The organism is Vibrio sp. SCSIO 43135 (assembly GCF_023716665.1).
Classification (GTDB): domain Bacteria; phylum Pseudomonadota; class Gammaproteobacteria; order Enterobacterales; family Vibrionaceae; genus Vibrio; species Vibrio paucivorans.
The window spans coordinates 104,232-118,976 of sequence record NZ_CP071860.1; the positions used below are offsets into that span (position 1 = coordinate 104,232).

Genomic DNA, 14,745 nt, shown 5'->3' on the forward strand with positions numbered 1-14,745 from the left:
CCTTCTTTCCACAAATTACTGTGCGTTTACGTATTGCTTGAAGCGCGCTTTGGTATCTGCGTCCGCTTTGCTGTACCAAAAATGCAGCATTTCTTCAGCTGTGCTGTCGCCTTTCACTGCTGTTTGAGCATTTTGGTCGATCTTCGCTGGAAGTGTTACTGGCTGTACAGCGACTGCAGCAACACCAACGGCTGCTACGCCTTGTGTTTTGTTGTAGTCTTCAGTTTCACGACGGAAGTCTCGGCCAATTTGCATGCCTTCTTTAAGCAGTTTGTCATCCGCCGTTTCAATCGATTGACCATTGGCATCAACTAGATTCCACTGGAATTGGTCAATGTCTTTCTTCGCTTCACGTTCATTGCGATATTTCGGCAAGCTGAACGACAACTCTTTGTCTGCGGTGTTGAACTTGGTGATGATTGCATCACTTTCTACTGTAACTCGCTCGTCACTTCTGTCGAAGTACGGGGTGTAGCGGAATACAATTTGGTTTTCGCCGTCAGGCAGCGTAACGGTCTTCTCTGATGAGAAAAAGCCTCCCGAAATCTCTGGCTTCTCGCCATTAACAACCAGTAGGTCAACGTTGTTAGGGACTTGGATAGTAACGTCAGCGGCAGCAAAACCACTTGCAGTAATAGCAAGCGCTAATGATAAAGGCTTGATTATATTCATTGGTATTATTCCAAATGCTTCGATTCAATTTGCTCTCAGAGATTGCCTCGCTATGCGTTGAATTGCAATGTTTGAATGTGAGAAGTTTGAAAGTTCACCTAGCTGTCACAATTGCATGAAAAAGCCCTTAAGACATGTCTCAAGGGCTGTAGTTTGAGCCGGGGCTTATTTGATGCCGTACTTCATGAGTATCTTGTCGAAGGTGCCGTCTGCTTTAATAGCGGCTAATCCTTTATTGAATGCATCGATGATCTCAGCGTTTTTGCTGTTAGCAAGGCCAGAAGTGACATGGATTGGATTGACCGAGAGTGCGCTGCTGGTAAATGAAAAATCGGACACGTTCATGCCAGCTCCAGAAATGGTTGCTTTCGCTACCACTTCGTCTTCAAGTGTGAGGTCGATACGGCCCGCCTTCAATTTTTTAACATTGGAAATCAAGTCATTTGCTTCGGGTTTATTGAAGTTAGTCGCACCCAAAAACTCATCGCCATAACCGTAGTTTCGAATGATACCGACAGATTTGCCCGATAGGCTATCTAACCCAGAATACTCAAACCCATCGCCTGCTTTTTTGATGAACTTCAGTGAGTTTTCGAGATAACTGTCGCTGTAATTTAGATAAGAAGTACGTTCTTGGGTAAACCAAGTGGCCACTAACACATCGATCCTACCTTCTTTTACTTCGTTAAGTGCTCGCGTCCAAGGCATGATTTTAAAATTCACGTCATGCCCTTGTGAGGCAAAAGCGGCGGTGACTATTTCCACGGAAATACCCGGATTACTTTTGTCCTTTTGGACAAAAGGCGGCCATGGGTCTTGCGCTGCGGTTATGGTGGCGGCCTGACTTGTGAAAGATAATAGGGCCGCGATAAACAGTGTTATGAGCAGTCTCATAGTGTGTCCCCTTTGTGGTGTTTATGTGCGGAATTTAGTCATGTGTTTCGCGATGCTCTGGCTGAGTTCCAGCACTTCCTGTGTGCGTTGAGAGTTTTGGCTTGCGCCGGCAGAAACGTCGGTGGTGGCCTCAGAGGCTTCCACAATGGCTTGGCTGATCTCTTCCACGGCCATTCGTTGCTCTTCGGTTGCTTGAGATATTTGTCCACTGCGCTCTGAAATATGGGTGATTAATTGCTGTACTTCGGTTACAGAATGCTGTGATTCGCCAACCCTAGAAGCGGTGCTTTCAAGCATGGTAGCAATGCGCGTTAATTCGTCTTCTACGGATTTGGTAGCATTATCTAACGCAGTAATGTTCTTTTGGATTTGCTCGGTTGATTCGCTGGTTTTTACCGCAAGGTTACGAACTTCGTCTGCAACTACGGCGAAGCCTCGGCCCTGCTCTCCTGCCCGAGCTGCCTCAATGGCAGCATTGAGTGCAAGCAGGTTGGTTTGTTCTGAAATATCGTTAATGACATTCAATACGGTGGTGATTTTCTCACCTTCTTCAATCAAGATGTGCATCTCAGCGTTCACATGATTCATTTCTTCGCGCATGTTAATGATCTCCTGCGCGGAGTTTTCTATGGTCGTATTGACGCTATTGGCGAGATCAGTCGCATGGTTAGCCTGACATGCTGTATCGGAAGCGGTATCGGCAACGGTAGCGACTGAGTGATTCAATTGAGTAGCGGCTGCAGCCACCGTAGTCAGTTGGTGTTTTTGAGTTTCAAGTTTTTGAGCATTACTTTGCGCGGTTGCACCGTTTGCGTTGGCTTTATCTTCTAATTGAACAGAGGCTTGGCTGACGTCTTGAACTATGACTCGCAGTGATTCTGTAAAGTTATTGACTCCCTTGGTAATGGCATCAAATTCAGCATGCTTGGCGGGTTTGATTTTGTTGGATAGATCGCCGTCACCGGAAGACAGGCTTTGAATGCGTTCAGTGAGCTCTTGAATGGGGCGAAGCACGGTAATACTCAGCGCTGCTACTATGGTAACGGAAATGATTACATCGAGGATGATGAGCTCTAAGATGTTATGGGTGAGTGAATCAGCTAGTTTGGTATCGAGTGCATGGGTATCGAAATATACGTTGACTGAGCCGACGGCATTTTCTTCTTCATACTCAATAAACACTAAAGATTCACTTACTATGTCTTCGTTTGGGTAAGCCTCGTTGCTGTTGACCTCTACTATTTCTCCCTCTTTTTCAGCCAAAAACAGAAGATTCGCACCTTGGTTGTCGAGCACTTGAACGGCAGAAATTTCTGGTGATTTAAGTTCGGCAGAAATCGCTAGTTGCGCGGTTGCTAAGTCAAAGTCCCAAATAGCGCGAGGTAGGCTGACACTTAGCCTTTGACTGGTGTTATGCACATTAACGTCAAGCTCGGTATAGAGGTTGTGTTTAAAGTTGTCGTATTTCAAAAACGCGGATATGAGTAACACCACTGTCACTGCAGCGATGACTTGGATAAGGAAGATCAATTTTACACTTTTCAAAATATGCTCTCCGTAGCAATCCATTTGGCATCAATCAAAAGTCTTATTGACTAAATAATAGACAACGATTCACATAAGTGTGATCTAAATCCCTATTTGAGCTGGTGGTATAGCTGGCGTGTTATGGGGTTGTTAATAGATGAGAGGTGTAATAATTGCTGCTAATGCACATAACTAGCTTTTTCCACTCTCATTTTTAAGATTTATAAAATCTTGACTCAGTGTAACCTTTGCTATGAAACAAATTGATAACACGTGATGTTTTTTTAGTCATCACTCGAAAACGGTTTTATTTTTTTTTATTAAAAAAAAAGTTTCTCAAATACTGATGGTGATGTTCTTCGGTATTGGACCGGAGAGCAGACACTCGGACAACCGCGTTGTATTTCCGCTGTATGTTGTGATGGTAATGGTTGAAGCGAGTGACACGTTCAAGGAATGAGAGAATTTAATATGAATCGTATTACTTTGTGCGCCGCTAGTATTGCAATGGCATTATCTGGCGTTGCGAAGGCCGCACCAACGGCTCCAAGCGTTGATGTATATGGGTCTAACAACCTTCAATTTTCGAAAATTGAGTTAGCCATGGAAACAACATCTGGTTATAACCAGATGGTTAAATATAACGACTTAGCCGACATCACAATCAAGTTTAATCAGTGGAGTGGCACAACTGGCGATACCTACAAAATCTATTTTGATGGTGTTGAAGTCGCAACTGGCCCTATTTCAGGTGGACAAACGAGCGCAACTTTCCAGTACGGCCAAGGTGGCTTGTACCAAATGGAAATCGAAGCGTGTGATGCAACAGGGTGTAGCAAAAGCGCACCTGTAGAAGTAACGATTGCTGATACCGATGGTTCACACTTAGCGCCATTGGCGATGAACATTGACCCGAACAACAAAACCTACAATACCGATCCAAACACGGTAGTGGGTACATATTTTGTCGAGTGGGGCATCTATGGTCGTGAGTATACCGTCGACAATATTCCAGCTGATAATTTGACCCATATCCTTTATGGCTTCATCCCAATTTGTGGTCCGAATGAATCAGTGAAATCTGTTGGTGGTAACAGTTTTAATGCTCTGCAAACAGCGTGTCAGGGTGTAAATGACTACGAAGTAGTAATCCACGACCCTTGGGCGGCTTTCCAGAAGAGTTTCAACCAAGCTGGTCATGAATACAGCACGCCAATCAAGGGTAACTACGCGATGCTAATGGCACTTAAGCAGCGCAATCCAGACCTGAAAATCCTCCCTTCAGTTGGTGGTTGGACTCTATCTGACCCATTTTTCGATTTTGTCGATAAAGCAAACCGTGACACCTTTGTCGCATCGGTTAAGAAATTCCTAAAAACGTGGAAGTTCTACGACGGTGTTGACATTGATTGGGAATATCCTGGTGGCGGTGGTGCGGCAGCCGATCGCGGTGACACAGTAAATGATGGCCCAGCTTATATTGCTCTAATGGCAGAGCTGCGTGCAATGCTAGATGAACTGGAGGCTGAGACAGGTCGCACTTACGAGCTAACATCAGCAATCGGCGTTGGTCATGATAAGATTGAAGACGTAAATTACGGTGAAGCAATCCAATACATGGATTACATCTTCGCGATGACGTATGACTTCTATGGCGGTTGGAACAACGTCCCTGGCCACCAAGCTGCACTTTACTGTGGCACCTTTATGCGCCCTGGTCAGTGTGATGGTTCTGGTTTGGATGAAAATGGCGAGCAATATAAAGGGCCAGCGTACACGACTGACAACGGTATTCAATTACTGCTTGCTCAAGGCGTTCCAGCGAATAAGCTCGTTGTAGGTGCCGCCATGTATGGCCGAGGCTGGGAAGGTGTAACACCAGATACGCTGACTGATCCAAATGATCCGATGACAGGTACGGGTACTGGAAAACTGAAAGGCAGTACGGCACAGGGTGTATGGGAAGACGGTGTTATCGACTACAAAGGCATTAAGTCTTACATGTTAGGAGATGCTCATACTGGTATTAACGGATTCGAATATGGTTTCGATGACCAAGCGAAAGCCCCATGGGTTTGGAATCGTACTACAGGTGAATTGATCACATTTGATGACAAGTACTCGGTACAGGCTAAAGGTGAATATGTACGTTCATTAGGCTTAGCTGGTTTGTTCTCATGGGAAATTGATGCAGATAACGGCGATATCCTTAACGCGATGCATGAAAGCTTATCTGGTGGTCCAATTGAGCCGGTTAACCAGAAGCCAGTCGCGGCTGCTGGTGCAGACCAAACGGTAACAGGCCCTGCATCTGTTGTGCTTGATGGCAGCGCGTCTAAAGATACTGACGGTACAATTGCTAGCTATGTTTGGGCGCAAACCGCAGGTACTGCAGTGACGTTATCTGGGGCTAACTCAGCGCAAGCGAGCTTTGATGTTGCTGAGGTCGCTCAAGTAGAAACGCTGACTTTCTCATTAACGGTTACGGACAATGAAGGTGCGTCAGCTACTGACACTGTGGTAGTGACGGTCAATCCAAAAGATCTTCCACCGGTGAACACCCCGCCAGTAGCATCAGTATCAGCTCCGGCTAACGTAAGTGCCGGTGATGTTGTGGTAGTCGATGCGTCAGCTTCGGCAGATGCTGATGGCGATGCCTTAACTTATTCTTGGGCTATTCCTGCAGGGCTGGAAGCAACAGTACAAGGTTCTTCAGTTAGCTTCGTTGCCGCTGAATACACTCAAGATACCACGCTTAACTTTACGGTGACTGTGAGTGATGGCCAAGCGACAGCTTCAGCTTCAGCAGCTGTAGTTGTAGCGAAAACCTCAACAGGCGGTGGTACGTGTGACAACTTATGGGATGCAGGTGCTGTGTACACTGGTGGTCAACAAGTTTCTTGGGCTGGTAAGGTTTGGGAAGCTAAATGGTGGACTACTGGTGAAGATCCAACGACAACAGGCCAATGGGGTGTATGGAAAGAAGTAGGTGTTGCGGATTGCGCGACAAACTAATCCGCAACTCAATTAATTTATACGCAACATAAGTGAAAGCTCTGCCATACGGCAGAGCTTTTTTGATCTTGCAAAATAGAAAATTATGTATAGTGTTATACTTATGTATAACACTGGTTGTCGGAAACAGGTATGGTGGAATGACAGATTGGAATGATAGCGTACCGATTTTTCGCCAGTTAGCCGAGAGGCTGACGGAGCAAATTTTGCGAGGTGTTTGGCTTGAAGAACAAGCACTCCCATCGGTACGAGCCGTCGCTGCAGACTTAAAGATTAATCACTTAACCGTGATGAAGGGGTATCAGCTATTGGTTGATGAAGGGGCTATCGAAAAGAAGCGGGGGCAGGGCATGTTTGTAGCAAAAGGTGCATTGGCTACTTTGAAAGCCAGTCGACGTAAGGCTTTCATGGATCAGCAGATCCCCATGATTGCAAATTCAATGCAGCAGCTGGATATATCTCTAGAAGAGTTTCTAGAACAATTGACGACACAGATGAAGGGTGAGAAATGAGTGTACTAATAGCCGCGAACCAAGTGTCAAAGCAGTACTCTGGCCGCCGAGCAGAACAAGGTGAAGCAATACAGGACATTAGTTTTGAGTTGAAAGCCGGGCAAGTACTCGGATTACTTGGCCACAATGGAGCGGGGAAATCTACTCTAATTAAGAGCTTATTAGGTGCACACTCGTATCAAGGAAGCATTGAGGTTGTCGGTTTGGAGCCTATTGCTCATCGAGCACAAGTTATGGCCCATCTTTCGTATATTTCAGACGTCAACGTATTGCCAGAGTGGATGACGGTTAAGCAAATATTGAAGTATACCAATGGAGTGCACCCAAGCTTTGACCGTAACAAAGCCGAAGCAGTGCTGGCCAACACTAATATCCAGCTGCATAGCAAGATCGGCGCACTGTCAAAAGGGATGAAAGTGCAGCTGCATTTAGCGATCGTCATTTCAACCGATACTAAGGTGCTGATTCTTGATGAGCCAACTCTTGGTCTTGATCTCGTATATCGCGATACGTTTTATCGACACTTGCTTGAATGGTTTCACGACGGAGAGCGTGCGCTTATCATCGCGAGTCATGAAGTATCAGAAATAGAGCACCTATTAACCGATGTACTGATTCTCAAAAATGGTCGAGCCGTTATGCAAACCTCGATGGAACGTATTGCCGAGGACTACGTGATCGTAGAGACCAGCGAGAGTGAGCCAGAAACGATGGCTGCGTTGGAACCCCTGTCGTCTGAAAGAGGGCTAGGGACAACTAGGTGGCTACTTAGAGCTGATAAAGCCACAGCATTGGAAGACGTTCAATCTATTTACAGTGTAAAGCTAGCGGATCTCTTTCTGGCTTTACAGAAGGAGGGCGCTTAATGCATCCAAGTATCCATATGTTAGAGAAAGAGTGGTTGGAGCATAAACTGGTCATTCGAGTACCGCTGTTTATTTTGCTATGTGGCGTGGTGCTATTTGTTAGCCTGCTAATGAACAGTAACTTACAGCATAATTTATTTTTTCAAATGGAGTTTAGCGGTGATGTCAGTGATGTACACCTTGAGTTCGGAGATGACCTTAACGCTTTAATTTTGGGTGGTACTGGATTTATTTCGATACTGCTGTCGAGCCTATACTTTCCGAAAACTCTGCGAAAAGAGCGAATGGAAGGCAGTTCGATGTTTTGGCGTAGTATGCCCGTATCGGATCTCACGACCCATGGAGTTAAGTTAGCCTTTGGTTTAGCGATGATTCCACTAATCACTTCGGTATTGGTTGTATCCGCAGACTTCTTTTTGTGGCTACTCAATATCGCTTCTGAAAATCAACTGGCTCTGCTATTTAAGCAACAGTCTCTGAGCTATGTACTGCTCCATTGGATGGAGTTTATCGTTCGTATGTTGTTGGTGGGCGTAGCGCTGTTTCCTTTCGCTACTATTGCAATGGCGGTTTCTCAGAAAGTGAAATCACCGATTTTAGTGATGGTGCTAGGGTGGTATGCGATCAAATGGATGTCTGTCGGCGTATTGGGTATTTATGTGGTGAGCGACTTCATGCAGTTGATTGTGTCGCTACCGTTTAAAGTTCTTGCGAGTCCAAACCCGTTGAGTACATTTAGTGATATGGGAGTTGCTCCTTTGCTGGTCTATATGCTTATTGGAGGAGCAGGCTTGTTCGTGAGTTTGAGGTTTAGCCGAACAGTTGAGTAACTGCAATATCGGTTCACCCGTTGTTCCTATATAAAAATGGCCAGCTTAGCTGGCCATTTTTGATTGGTAAGAAGGCAAACCATCGAGTTAGTTCACCGCCCTCACTTTACCCTGTTTTAGGTCCGTGAGAACTTGGGCTTTCGGGCCATCGGCAATGATGCAGCCCTTCTCCATAACGATGATCCTATCAACGATATCAAGCATCGACGTTTTGTGAGTGATCAGAATTAACGTTTCACTTGGAGCAAGCTGTCCTAGCTGATGTTTGATGTGCATCTCTGAACGATTATCCATTGCACTGGTTGGCTCATCCATTAGTAATACAGGCGGGCGACCTAGTAATGCACGAGCGATTGCAACCGCTTGGCGTTGTCCCCCTGAGAGGAGTAGCCCGCCTTCACCGACTTGACGCTCCAAACCAGCTGGGTCTTGCTGGGTGAATACCGTAACACCGGCTCGGTTGGCTGCATCCATGACATCGCGGTCGTCTGCGAGTGGACGGCCCAAAGTAATGTTATCGCGTATCGAACCATAGAACAGGTTACTGTCTTGTGGGACACAACCGATGTTGCGCCTAATGTCGATGTGGTGCAACTGATCAATATCGGTGTCATCGATACGAACATGCCCTTCAGTTGGCTTGTATAGCCCCATAATCAGGCGCTCGAGAGTCGTTTTACCGGAACCTATTCGACCTATGACTGCGACTTTCTCACCTGGGTTAATGGTTAAGCTGAGATCGCGTACCGAGGCGATAGGAGAGTCTGGGTAGTGGAAAGTGACTTTATCCAGTTCAATCTTACCTTGGACAATTGGGCGGTGAATGTAGCGTTTTCCTTCTTCTTGCTCATCGGGCATGCTCATCACTTGCTCAATGATGGTCAGAGAAGATTTGGCCTGATTGTAACGGGTGGATAGTAAAGACAGTTGAACCATAGGCCCAATCGCACGGCCGCTTAACATGGTGGCTGCGATTAACCCACCCATAGTAAGCTCACCCTCGGCGATTAAATAAACCCCTAGGATAATCATACCGACGTTACAGGCTTGTTGGACAAACCCTGCCGTGTTTTGGATTCCATCAGTAATGCGTCGACTCTTAATATTCCAGTTAGCCATGTGAGCGACCGCTTCTTCCCAGCGGTACTGGAACTGACTTTGCGCACCGAACAGCTTCACGGTTTCAAGCCCAGCTAAGCTTTCAATTAGGTTGGCATATTTTTGAGACGCCAATCGGGAGCCTTCTTCTATGGTTCGCCTTAGCGGTCCTTGAATCAATGCAGAGTAAATGATCAGAATGAGTACACCGACAATTGGGACCAGCACCAAATTACCTGCCATTAACCAAATCAGTAGCAGGAACAGCAAAGCGAAAGGTAAATCGATCAACGAAGAAATTGTCGCGGAAGTGAAGAACTCACGAATCGATTCGAACTCCTGAAGGTGGCGTGCAAACGCACCAACTGAAGGTGGCTTGGATTCCATTCGAATTCCCATCACTTTACTAAATAATTTAGAAGAGATAAGGATGTCGGATTTCTTCCCCGCCACGTCGATGAAAAAGCTTCGTAGTAGCTTTAGTCCCAGATCGAATAGGAAAATAACAAAGATACCACTGGCGAGAACCCAAAGGGTTTCAAACGCTAGGTTTGGTACCACTTTGTCGTACACCAAGCGCGTGAACATCGGAGCGGCGATAGCGAATAGGTTAATCAAAATCGAGGCAATAAACACATCTCGATAGATCTTTTTCGATTGCCAGATGGTGCTCCAGAACCAGTGACCGTCGCGTGTTTTTAGGACTTCAGGAGAACGTTCATCATAGCGAAATTGTTTTTTAACTAGGAAGTAGCGGCCTATATAGCGCTCTTCCAATTCATCTAATGGCATGGAAACCGGAACTAGCCCAGATTCGCCGGTAACAATTTCGACTTCTTGTTTGTCTTTGTTAAAACTATTGAGAACGCACGCTTCCCCACCTTTTAAAACCAACACGACTGGGAGAATGAGATCTGGGATTTCAGTCAGCTTCGAGCGGTTTTCTTTGGCGACTAACCCTGCGCGTTCTGCGGCTCTGGGAAACAAGAAAGGTGTGAGCTTGCCATCTGACAGCGGCAACCCATTAATCAGCGCTTCAGGTGAATTCGCTAAGCCGTAATAGCGACTCACGTATATCAGCGAATTTAATAGCGGATCTTGCATTCAGTTAGACCTATTCTTTTTTATTTATCTACGATAAAGCCTTGGAAGGCTTCAATAAAGTGTTCAGACAAGAAATCTAACTGAGTCTGAGTTTCCACCCTTGAGGCAATCGTCTTGATTCCCAAGTTATGCGCAGTACGGGAAATCGAAGTCAGCGTGAACTTCTGCTTTTCGTCGTCCAAATGGTGTGTGAATAAGTAATCCAATTTCACGTACGCAGGTCTAAATTCATTAATGTAGTCCAATGACTGGAAGTTTCGTCCGTAATTGTCGACGCCGAAATCAGCACCAGCATTGCGTATTGCACTACAGAACAGCGCAGTATGGTGCGGTGAGTTGATAAAGCAGTTTTCTGGGATCTCAAAGTGAAGCATATCAGCAATGGCTGAATGCTTCGTCAGAATCTGCGCTACCCAGCGTATGAAGCTCGGTTGGGCAATGCTGCTCTGAGAAACATTAATGGCGACAGGTGCCGAGAATTCGTTTCTCTCTAGTTTCTCTACAATGGCTTTAATTACATATTCGTCGAAGATGTGGCTGGCATTGAGCTGTTCCAGCGCAAATAAGTATTGGTTTGCGCTGAAGCGTTCGCCGTCTTTCTCGATCGCTGAGAACACTTCTTGGTGATAAGTTTGCCCCCAACTGTTGTTCGCAGATTGGAAACGGAAGCTGAACCAGTCATTGTGAATTGCTTCTTCAACCAAGGCTTTCCACTGCTGTTTACCCATGATGTTTTGGCTGGTTTCGCTCGAAACGTAACCGTAATTGATATCTAGGTTAGATTTAGCATTGGCCAGCGCGTTATCTAGCATGGTTAATACTTCAGTCGACGATTTAGACTCACGGTTGTGAACGACACCTAAAGAAAGGTCAGATGCAGCCGTTCCTGTTGGGTCGGCGTTTATGTCTTGCACATAGTTGACGATACTGTCAGCCGTGATTTTCAGTTCACTGTCATCCATATTCGGGAAGATGAAACCGAACTCTTCGGTAGAGATACGCGCAATAGTGACGTCTGGAGAATTAATCGATACTTTAAGGTGATCGGCAAGCTCACGAACCATGCCATCACCTGCTTCGTAGCCTTTATCGTCGTATAGCTCTTTGATGAAACCAGCTTCCAAAATTGCCACACCACCGAATGAATTCTCAGACAGCCAAGCGTTAAGTTGGCTCATGTAGTATGCGCGGTTGCCCAACTGAGAAACTGGGTCGATGTAGGCACGCTCACGCAGTTGCTGCGCTTCTTTTGCTTGCGCTTTGAAGGCTTTCTCCACTTGTTCAGACATACTGTTGATGCCATCTACTACGTAAATTAAGTCTTTGGTCGCTGGGCGAGGCAGTGGCTCACCAAACTGGTTTTTCGCAACTTGCTCCATTTTAGTGACGATAAGCTGAAGTGGACGCAGTGCGCGCTTGAGGATGAATGCAATGGAAATCAAACCAATAGTGAAAATTAAGCAGAAAGCTAGCACTAAACGCTCGAACGCTTTCCACAGCTGGGCGTAGGCGTCCCCAGGGTGGCTAACGATCTCAACTTCTGCTAACTGCATCCAGCCACTGGTGACAACTCTGCGGTCGTGGATGCGTTCAAATAGGTTCAGGTCGGTAAACCATTTTGGTACGCCGTTAGGTTGAATTGGGTAGGAACGTAGAATCTCTTCTCCGGTATCGAGAAAGATCAGGCGTACGATGGAATAGCTACTACCATCAAACAATGCATTGATGACGGACTCTACCGCAACACTGTCTTTGTTCTCCAAATACGGTGCTAGGGCGAGGCCCACCGTATTGATGGTATTGTTGACCTCGGAGCGCTGCTGTCGCTCTAGGTTCGTCCGGGTGGTGTTAAATTCGATAATGGATACTGAGATCATCAGCATCAAAAATACCGCAATCATTCCCGCGACAAGCTGTTTATATAATGTCATATGGCCTACTCATCGTAACTTACAATTGGTTTGTTCAAATTAAGGGAGCGCTCTCTTGCGCGAAGATCATTCCAAAGGCTTAAACGAGACGACTTGCCCGCAAGTTGTCCGTTATTGGATTTCATTAGCCAAAGGTTTTTACCGTTGAAACTGTATATCGGTAGTAGATCGCGACGCGTTGAAGCGGGCTTAATTTGAGGGTTGATATTGTCTAAGATTACCGGTTCTGCGCTTGGTGTAGAGTAGTAAGCGAGTACCATGTGAAATTGATTCAGTTCGATTGCTTTGACGTACACAAGGCGTAGCTTTTTGTCGGATACACCCAGCTCAATCAAAGAAAAATATTTGGCGATAGTAAAGTCTTCACAATCGCCGGCATTACTGCCAAGAAACTCGAGTGGGGTTGCCCAGTAGTCTTTCTTACCCCAAAGGTCGATATCGTTGACGAAATAGAGCTGATTGAAGAAACGATTTACTTCGGTCAGCTGTTCTTGCTCCGATAAACCGTGATAACGTGAAATCTCTTTTCGCCATGTTTCGACGCGCTTTCCGGCACGGGCTCCATAGGTACGAGTCACCGCATCGACCCATTGTTGCTCCTTAGTATTAAGAGCGACGGAAGTGGGTGATGTAAACAGTATTAAAAGTACCGCTAGCCAGTATTTCTTCATAGGCTATTGCAGTTTGCCAGTGTTCTGTTCATCAATACATCTCGTTCCATGAGCTTAGAATTACTCTTTTAGAGCGTTTTGTTGAGCACTTAAAATTGGCTTGAGCAGATAATTCATTACGGTTCGTTTACCAGTAATGATGTCGACTGAAGCCGTCATACCAGGAATAATAGGTAAAGTTTCTCCTTGGCCTAAACTGGTTTGTTCGGTACGAACTCTCACTAAGTAGTAGCTGTTGCCTTCTTCATCTTTAGTTGTATCGGCGCTGATATGTTCCAGCTCGCCTTCTAGTCCACCGTATTTGGTGAAGTCATAGGCGCTGAACTTTACGATCGCAGGGAGATCTGGGCGCAAGAAGGCGATGTCCTGAGGCGCAATCTGCGCTTCCACCAATAATGTATCTTCTGTCGGCACGATTTCCACGATATCCATACCAGGTTGAATGACACCACCCACAGTATTTACATACAGTGTTTTGACGGTTCCTGTTACTGGAGATACAACTACAGTTCGATTTACTCTATCTTCTAAGCCGACTGCGGATTCTGTAATCGCAGACAGTTTATCTTGAGCTTGGTTGAGCTTTTCTTGCTGCTCAGAGCGAAACTTCTGAGCGGCATCTATTCGGCTTAACATCGCTTCTTTAATAGCAGAACGGAGAACTGGGATTTTTAGTTCACTTGACGTCATTTCGCGTCGAGTATCGTTAACCTGACGTTGGAGCTTTAGCAATTCAATTCTTGGTACAACCCCTTCATCGGCAAGTGGTTTAGTGATTTCTAGCTCTTTCTTGGCGAAATTGTAGCTTTGACGTAAGTTTTTCACCCTAGCTTGGATTTCAACCAAATCTTGTTGCTTTTGGTTCACCTGCTGATCGATAACGGAAATCTGGTTACGTAAATTATTTAAATCTTGGCGATATTCAGCTTTTTGTCTTGCAGCGAGCTTCGGCTGCTTTTCTTCAAAAGCGGGTGGGAAGGCAAGCTTGCCATAGTCGAGCATGACGCTTTTCTTCCAATCTTTCTCAGTGAAGTCTTCGTTAACAACCACACTGGTCATAGACGCCGACAGCTGAAGCACACTCGCAGTCAAGTTTGCCACTTGTTGTTCACGTTCACGAAAGTCGGAACGAAAGCGCGTATCATCGATTAGAAGCAGTTGTTGGCCTTTCTGGACGGTTTCGCCTTCACGAACCAAGATCTGTTTGACTAACCCACCTTCAAGATTCTGAACGACTTGGATTTGCGAGGAAGGGACAACCTTACCTTGGCCGACGGTGACTTTGTCTATTTCAGCCCAAGACGCCCAAGCGATGGCAATAGCAAAAAACAGCACCATGACCCACAGCATGATGCGAGCGCTACTTGGTGTATTGAGCAGTAAGGCAGCGGTTTTGTCGTCGACATAGTCAAGCTCATTTGGCGAGAGTTTATCGTATCCACTTTTGCTCATAGATGATCCTTTCCGTCTGGGTATTCTCTTGATTTTATAACTACTTACAGCAAATGTTAAGGAGTTGATAACCGTGGGGTATGTTGTATATCTACTATAGATGATAGCTGAGTAACTAATACCTCCCCAGCATTAAGTTTAGACTTGTTACACAGAACCATTTTTTGCTTTGT

11 protein-coding genes are annotated in these 14,745 nt (G+C 45.8%); 4 read left to right on the forward strand and 7 right to left on the reverse strand.

What is annotated here, in order from left to right; genetic code table 11:
- Positions 1–15: 15 nt before the first annotated feature.
- From J4N42_RS14890 to J4N42_RS14900, 3 genes are all read right to left on the reverse strand, one after another.
- Positions 16–672, reverse strand: a complete 657-nt coding sequence (locus tag J4N42_RS14890) for a DUF2057 family protein (protein WP_252032983.1) — start codon at positions 670–672, stop codon at positions 16–18.
- A gap of 165 nt (positions 673–837) precedes the next feature.
- Entirely contained in the window at positions 838–1,566 is a 729-nt protein-coding gene (locus tag J4N42_RS14895) for a transporter substrate-binding domain-containing protein (protein WP_252032984.1), read from the reverse strand.
- Between the two features lie 21 nt (positions 1,567–1,587).
- Positions 1,588–3,135 (reverse strand): methyl-accepting chemotaxis protein, encoded by a 1,548-nt coding sequence (locus tag J4N42_RS14900; protein WP_503035228.1) that lies wholly within the window; start codon positions 3,133–3,135, stop codon positions 1,588–1,590.
- 429 nt (positions 3,136–3,564) lie between these two features.
- Here J4N42_RS14900 and J4N42_RS14905 point away from each other — a divergent pair, with 429 nt between their 5' ends.
- From J4N42_RS14905 to J4N42_RS14920, 4 genes are all read left to right on the forward strand, one after another.
- A complete protein-coding gene (locus tag J4N42_RS14905) occupies positions 3,565–6,108 on the forward strand; it encodes a glycosyl hydrolase family 18 protein (RefSeq protein WP_252032988.1) in 2,544 nt (847 codons plus the stop codon).
- A 140-nt stretch (positions 6,109–6,248) separates the two neighbouring features.
- A complete protein-coding gene (locus tag J4N42_RS14910) occupies positions 6,249–6,620 on the forward strand; it encodes a GntR family transcriptional regulator (protein ID WP_252032990.1) in 372 nt (123 codons plus the stop codon).
- Positions 6,617–7,486 carry an ABC transporter ATP-binding protein gene (locus J4N42_RS14915; RefSeq protein WP_252032992.1) on the forward strand — a complete coding sequence of 290 codons (870 nt, stop codon included), beginning with the start codon at positions 6,617–6,619 and terminating at the stop codon, positions 7,484–7,486. The genes J4N42_RS14910 and J4N42_RS14915 overlap by 4 nt, the downstream gene beginning before the upstream one ends.
- Positions 7,486–8,316 carry a hypothetical protein gene (locus J4N42_RS14920; protein WP_252032993.1) on the forward strand — a complete coding sequence of 277 codons (831 nt, stop codon included), beginning with the start codon at positions 7,486–7,488 and terminating at the stop codon, positions 8,314–8,316. Before J4N42_RS14915 ends, J4N42_RS14920 begins: the two co-directional genes overlap by 1 nt.
- 87 nt (positions 8,317–8,403) lie before the next feature.
- On the opposite strand, the gene J4N42_RS14925 is transcribed toward J4N42_RS14920, so the two are convergent.
- The 4 genes from J4N42_RS14925 to J4N42_RS14940 are packed head-to-tail and all read right to left on the reverse strand — an operon-like array spanning position 8,404 to position 14,572.
- Positions 8,404–10,518, reverse strand: a complete 2,115-nt coding sequence (locus J4N42_RS14925; protein WP_252032995.1) for a type I secretion system permease/ATPase — start codon at positions 10,516–10,518, stop codon at positions 8,404–8,406.
- A 20-nt stretch (positions 10,519–10,538) separates the two neighbouring features.
- Positions 10,539–12,449 (reverse strand): bifunctional diguanylate cyclase/phosphodiesterase, encoded by a 1,911-nt coding sequence (locus J4N42_RS14930; RefSeq protein ID WP_252032997.1) that lies wholly within the window; start codon positions 12,447–12,449, stop codon positions 10,539–10,541.
- 5 nt (positions 12,450–12,454) lie between these two features.
- Positions 12,455–13,120 (reverse strand): transglutaminase-like cysteine peptidase, encoded by a 666-nt coding sequence (locus tag J4N42_RS14935; protein ID WP_252032998.1) that lies wholly within the window; start codon positions 13,118–13,120, stop codon positions 12,455–12,457.
- 60 nt (positions 13,121–13,180) lie between these two features.
- Positions 13,181–14,572 (reverse strand): HlyD family type I secretion periplasmic adaptor subunit, encoded by a 1,392-nt coding sequence (locus tag J4N42_RS14940; RefSeq protein WP_252033000.1) that lies wholly within the window; start codon positions 14,570–14,572, stop codon positions 13,181–13,183.
- Positions 14,573–14,745: the final 173 nt, after the last annotated feature.

Coding starts and splice junctions, on each gene's coding strand:
- J4N42_RS14925 (WP_252032995.1), bottom strand. CDS start 10,518: ATGCAAGATCCGCTATTAAATTCGCTGATATACGTGAGTCGCTATTAC.
- J4N42_RS14920 (WP_252032993.1), top strand. CDS start 7,486: ATGCATCCAAGTATCCATATGTTAGAGAAAGAGTGGTTGGAGCATAAA.
- J4N42_RS14900 (WP_503035228.1), bottom strand. CDS start 3,135: ATGGATTGCTACGGAGAGCATATTTTGAAAAGTGTAAAATTGATCTTC.
- J4N42_RS14930 (WP_252032997.1), bottom strand. CDS start 12,449: ATGACATTATATAAACAGCTTGTCGCGGGAATGATTGCGGTATTTTTG.
- J4N42_RS14910 (WP_252032990.1), top strand. CDS start 6,249: ATGACAGATTGGAATGATAGCGTACCGATTTTTCGCCAGTTAGCCGAG.
- J4N42_RS14890 (WP_252032983.1), bottom strand. CDS start 672: ATGAATATAATCAAGCCTTTATCATTAGCGCTTGCTATTACTGCAAGT.
- J4N42_RS14895 (WP_252032984.1), bottom strand. CDS start 1,566: ATGAGACTGCTCATAACACTGTTTATCGCGGCCCTATTATCTTTCACA.
- J4N42_RS14935 (WP_252032998.1), bottom strand. CDS start 13,120: ATGAAGAAATACTGGCTAGCGGTACTTTTAATACTGTTTACATCACCC.
- J4N42_RS14905 (WP_252032988.1), top strand. CDS start 3,565: ATGAATCGTATTACTTTGTGCGCCGCTAGTATTGCAATGGCATTATCT.
- J4N42_RS14940 (WP_252033000.1), bottom strand. CDS start 14,572: ATGAGCAAAAGTGGATACGATAAACTCTCGCCAAATGAGCTTGACTAT.
- J4N42_RS14915 (WP_252032992.1), top strand. CDS start 6,617: ATGAGTGTACTAATAGCCGCGAACCAAGTGTCAAAGCAGTACTCTGGC.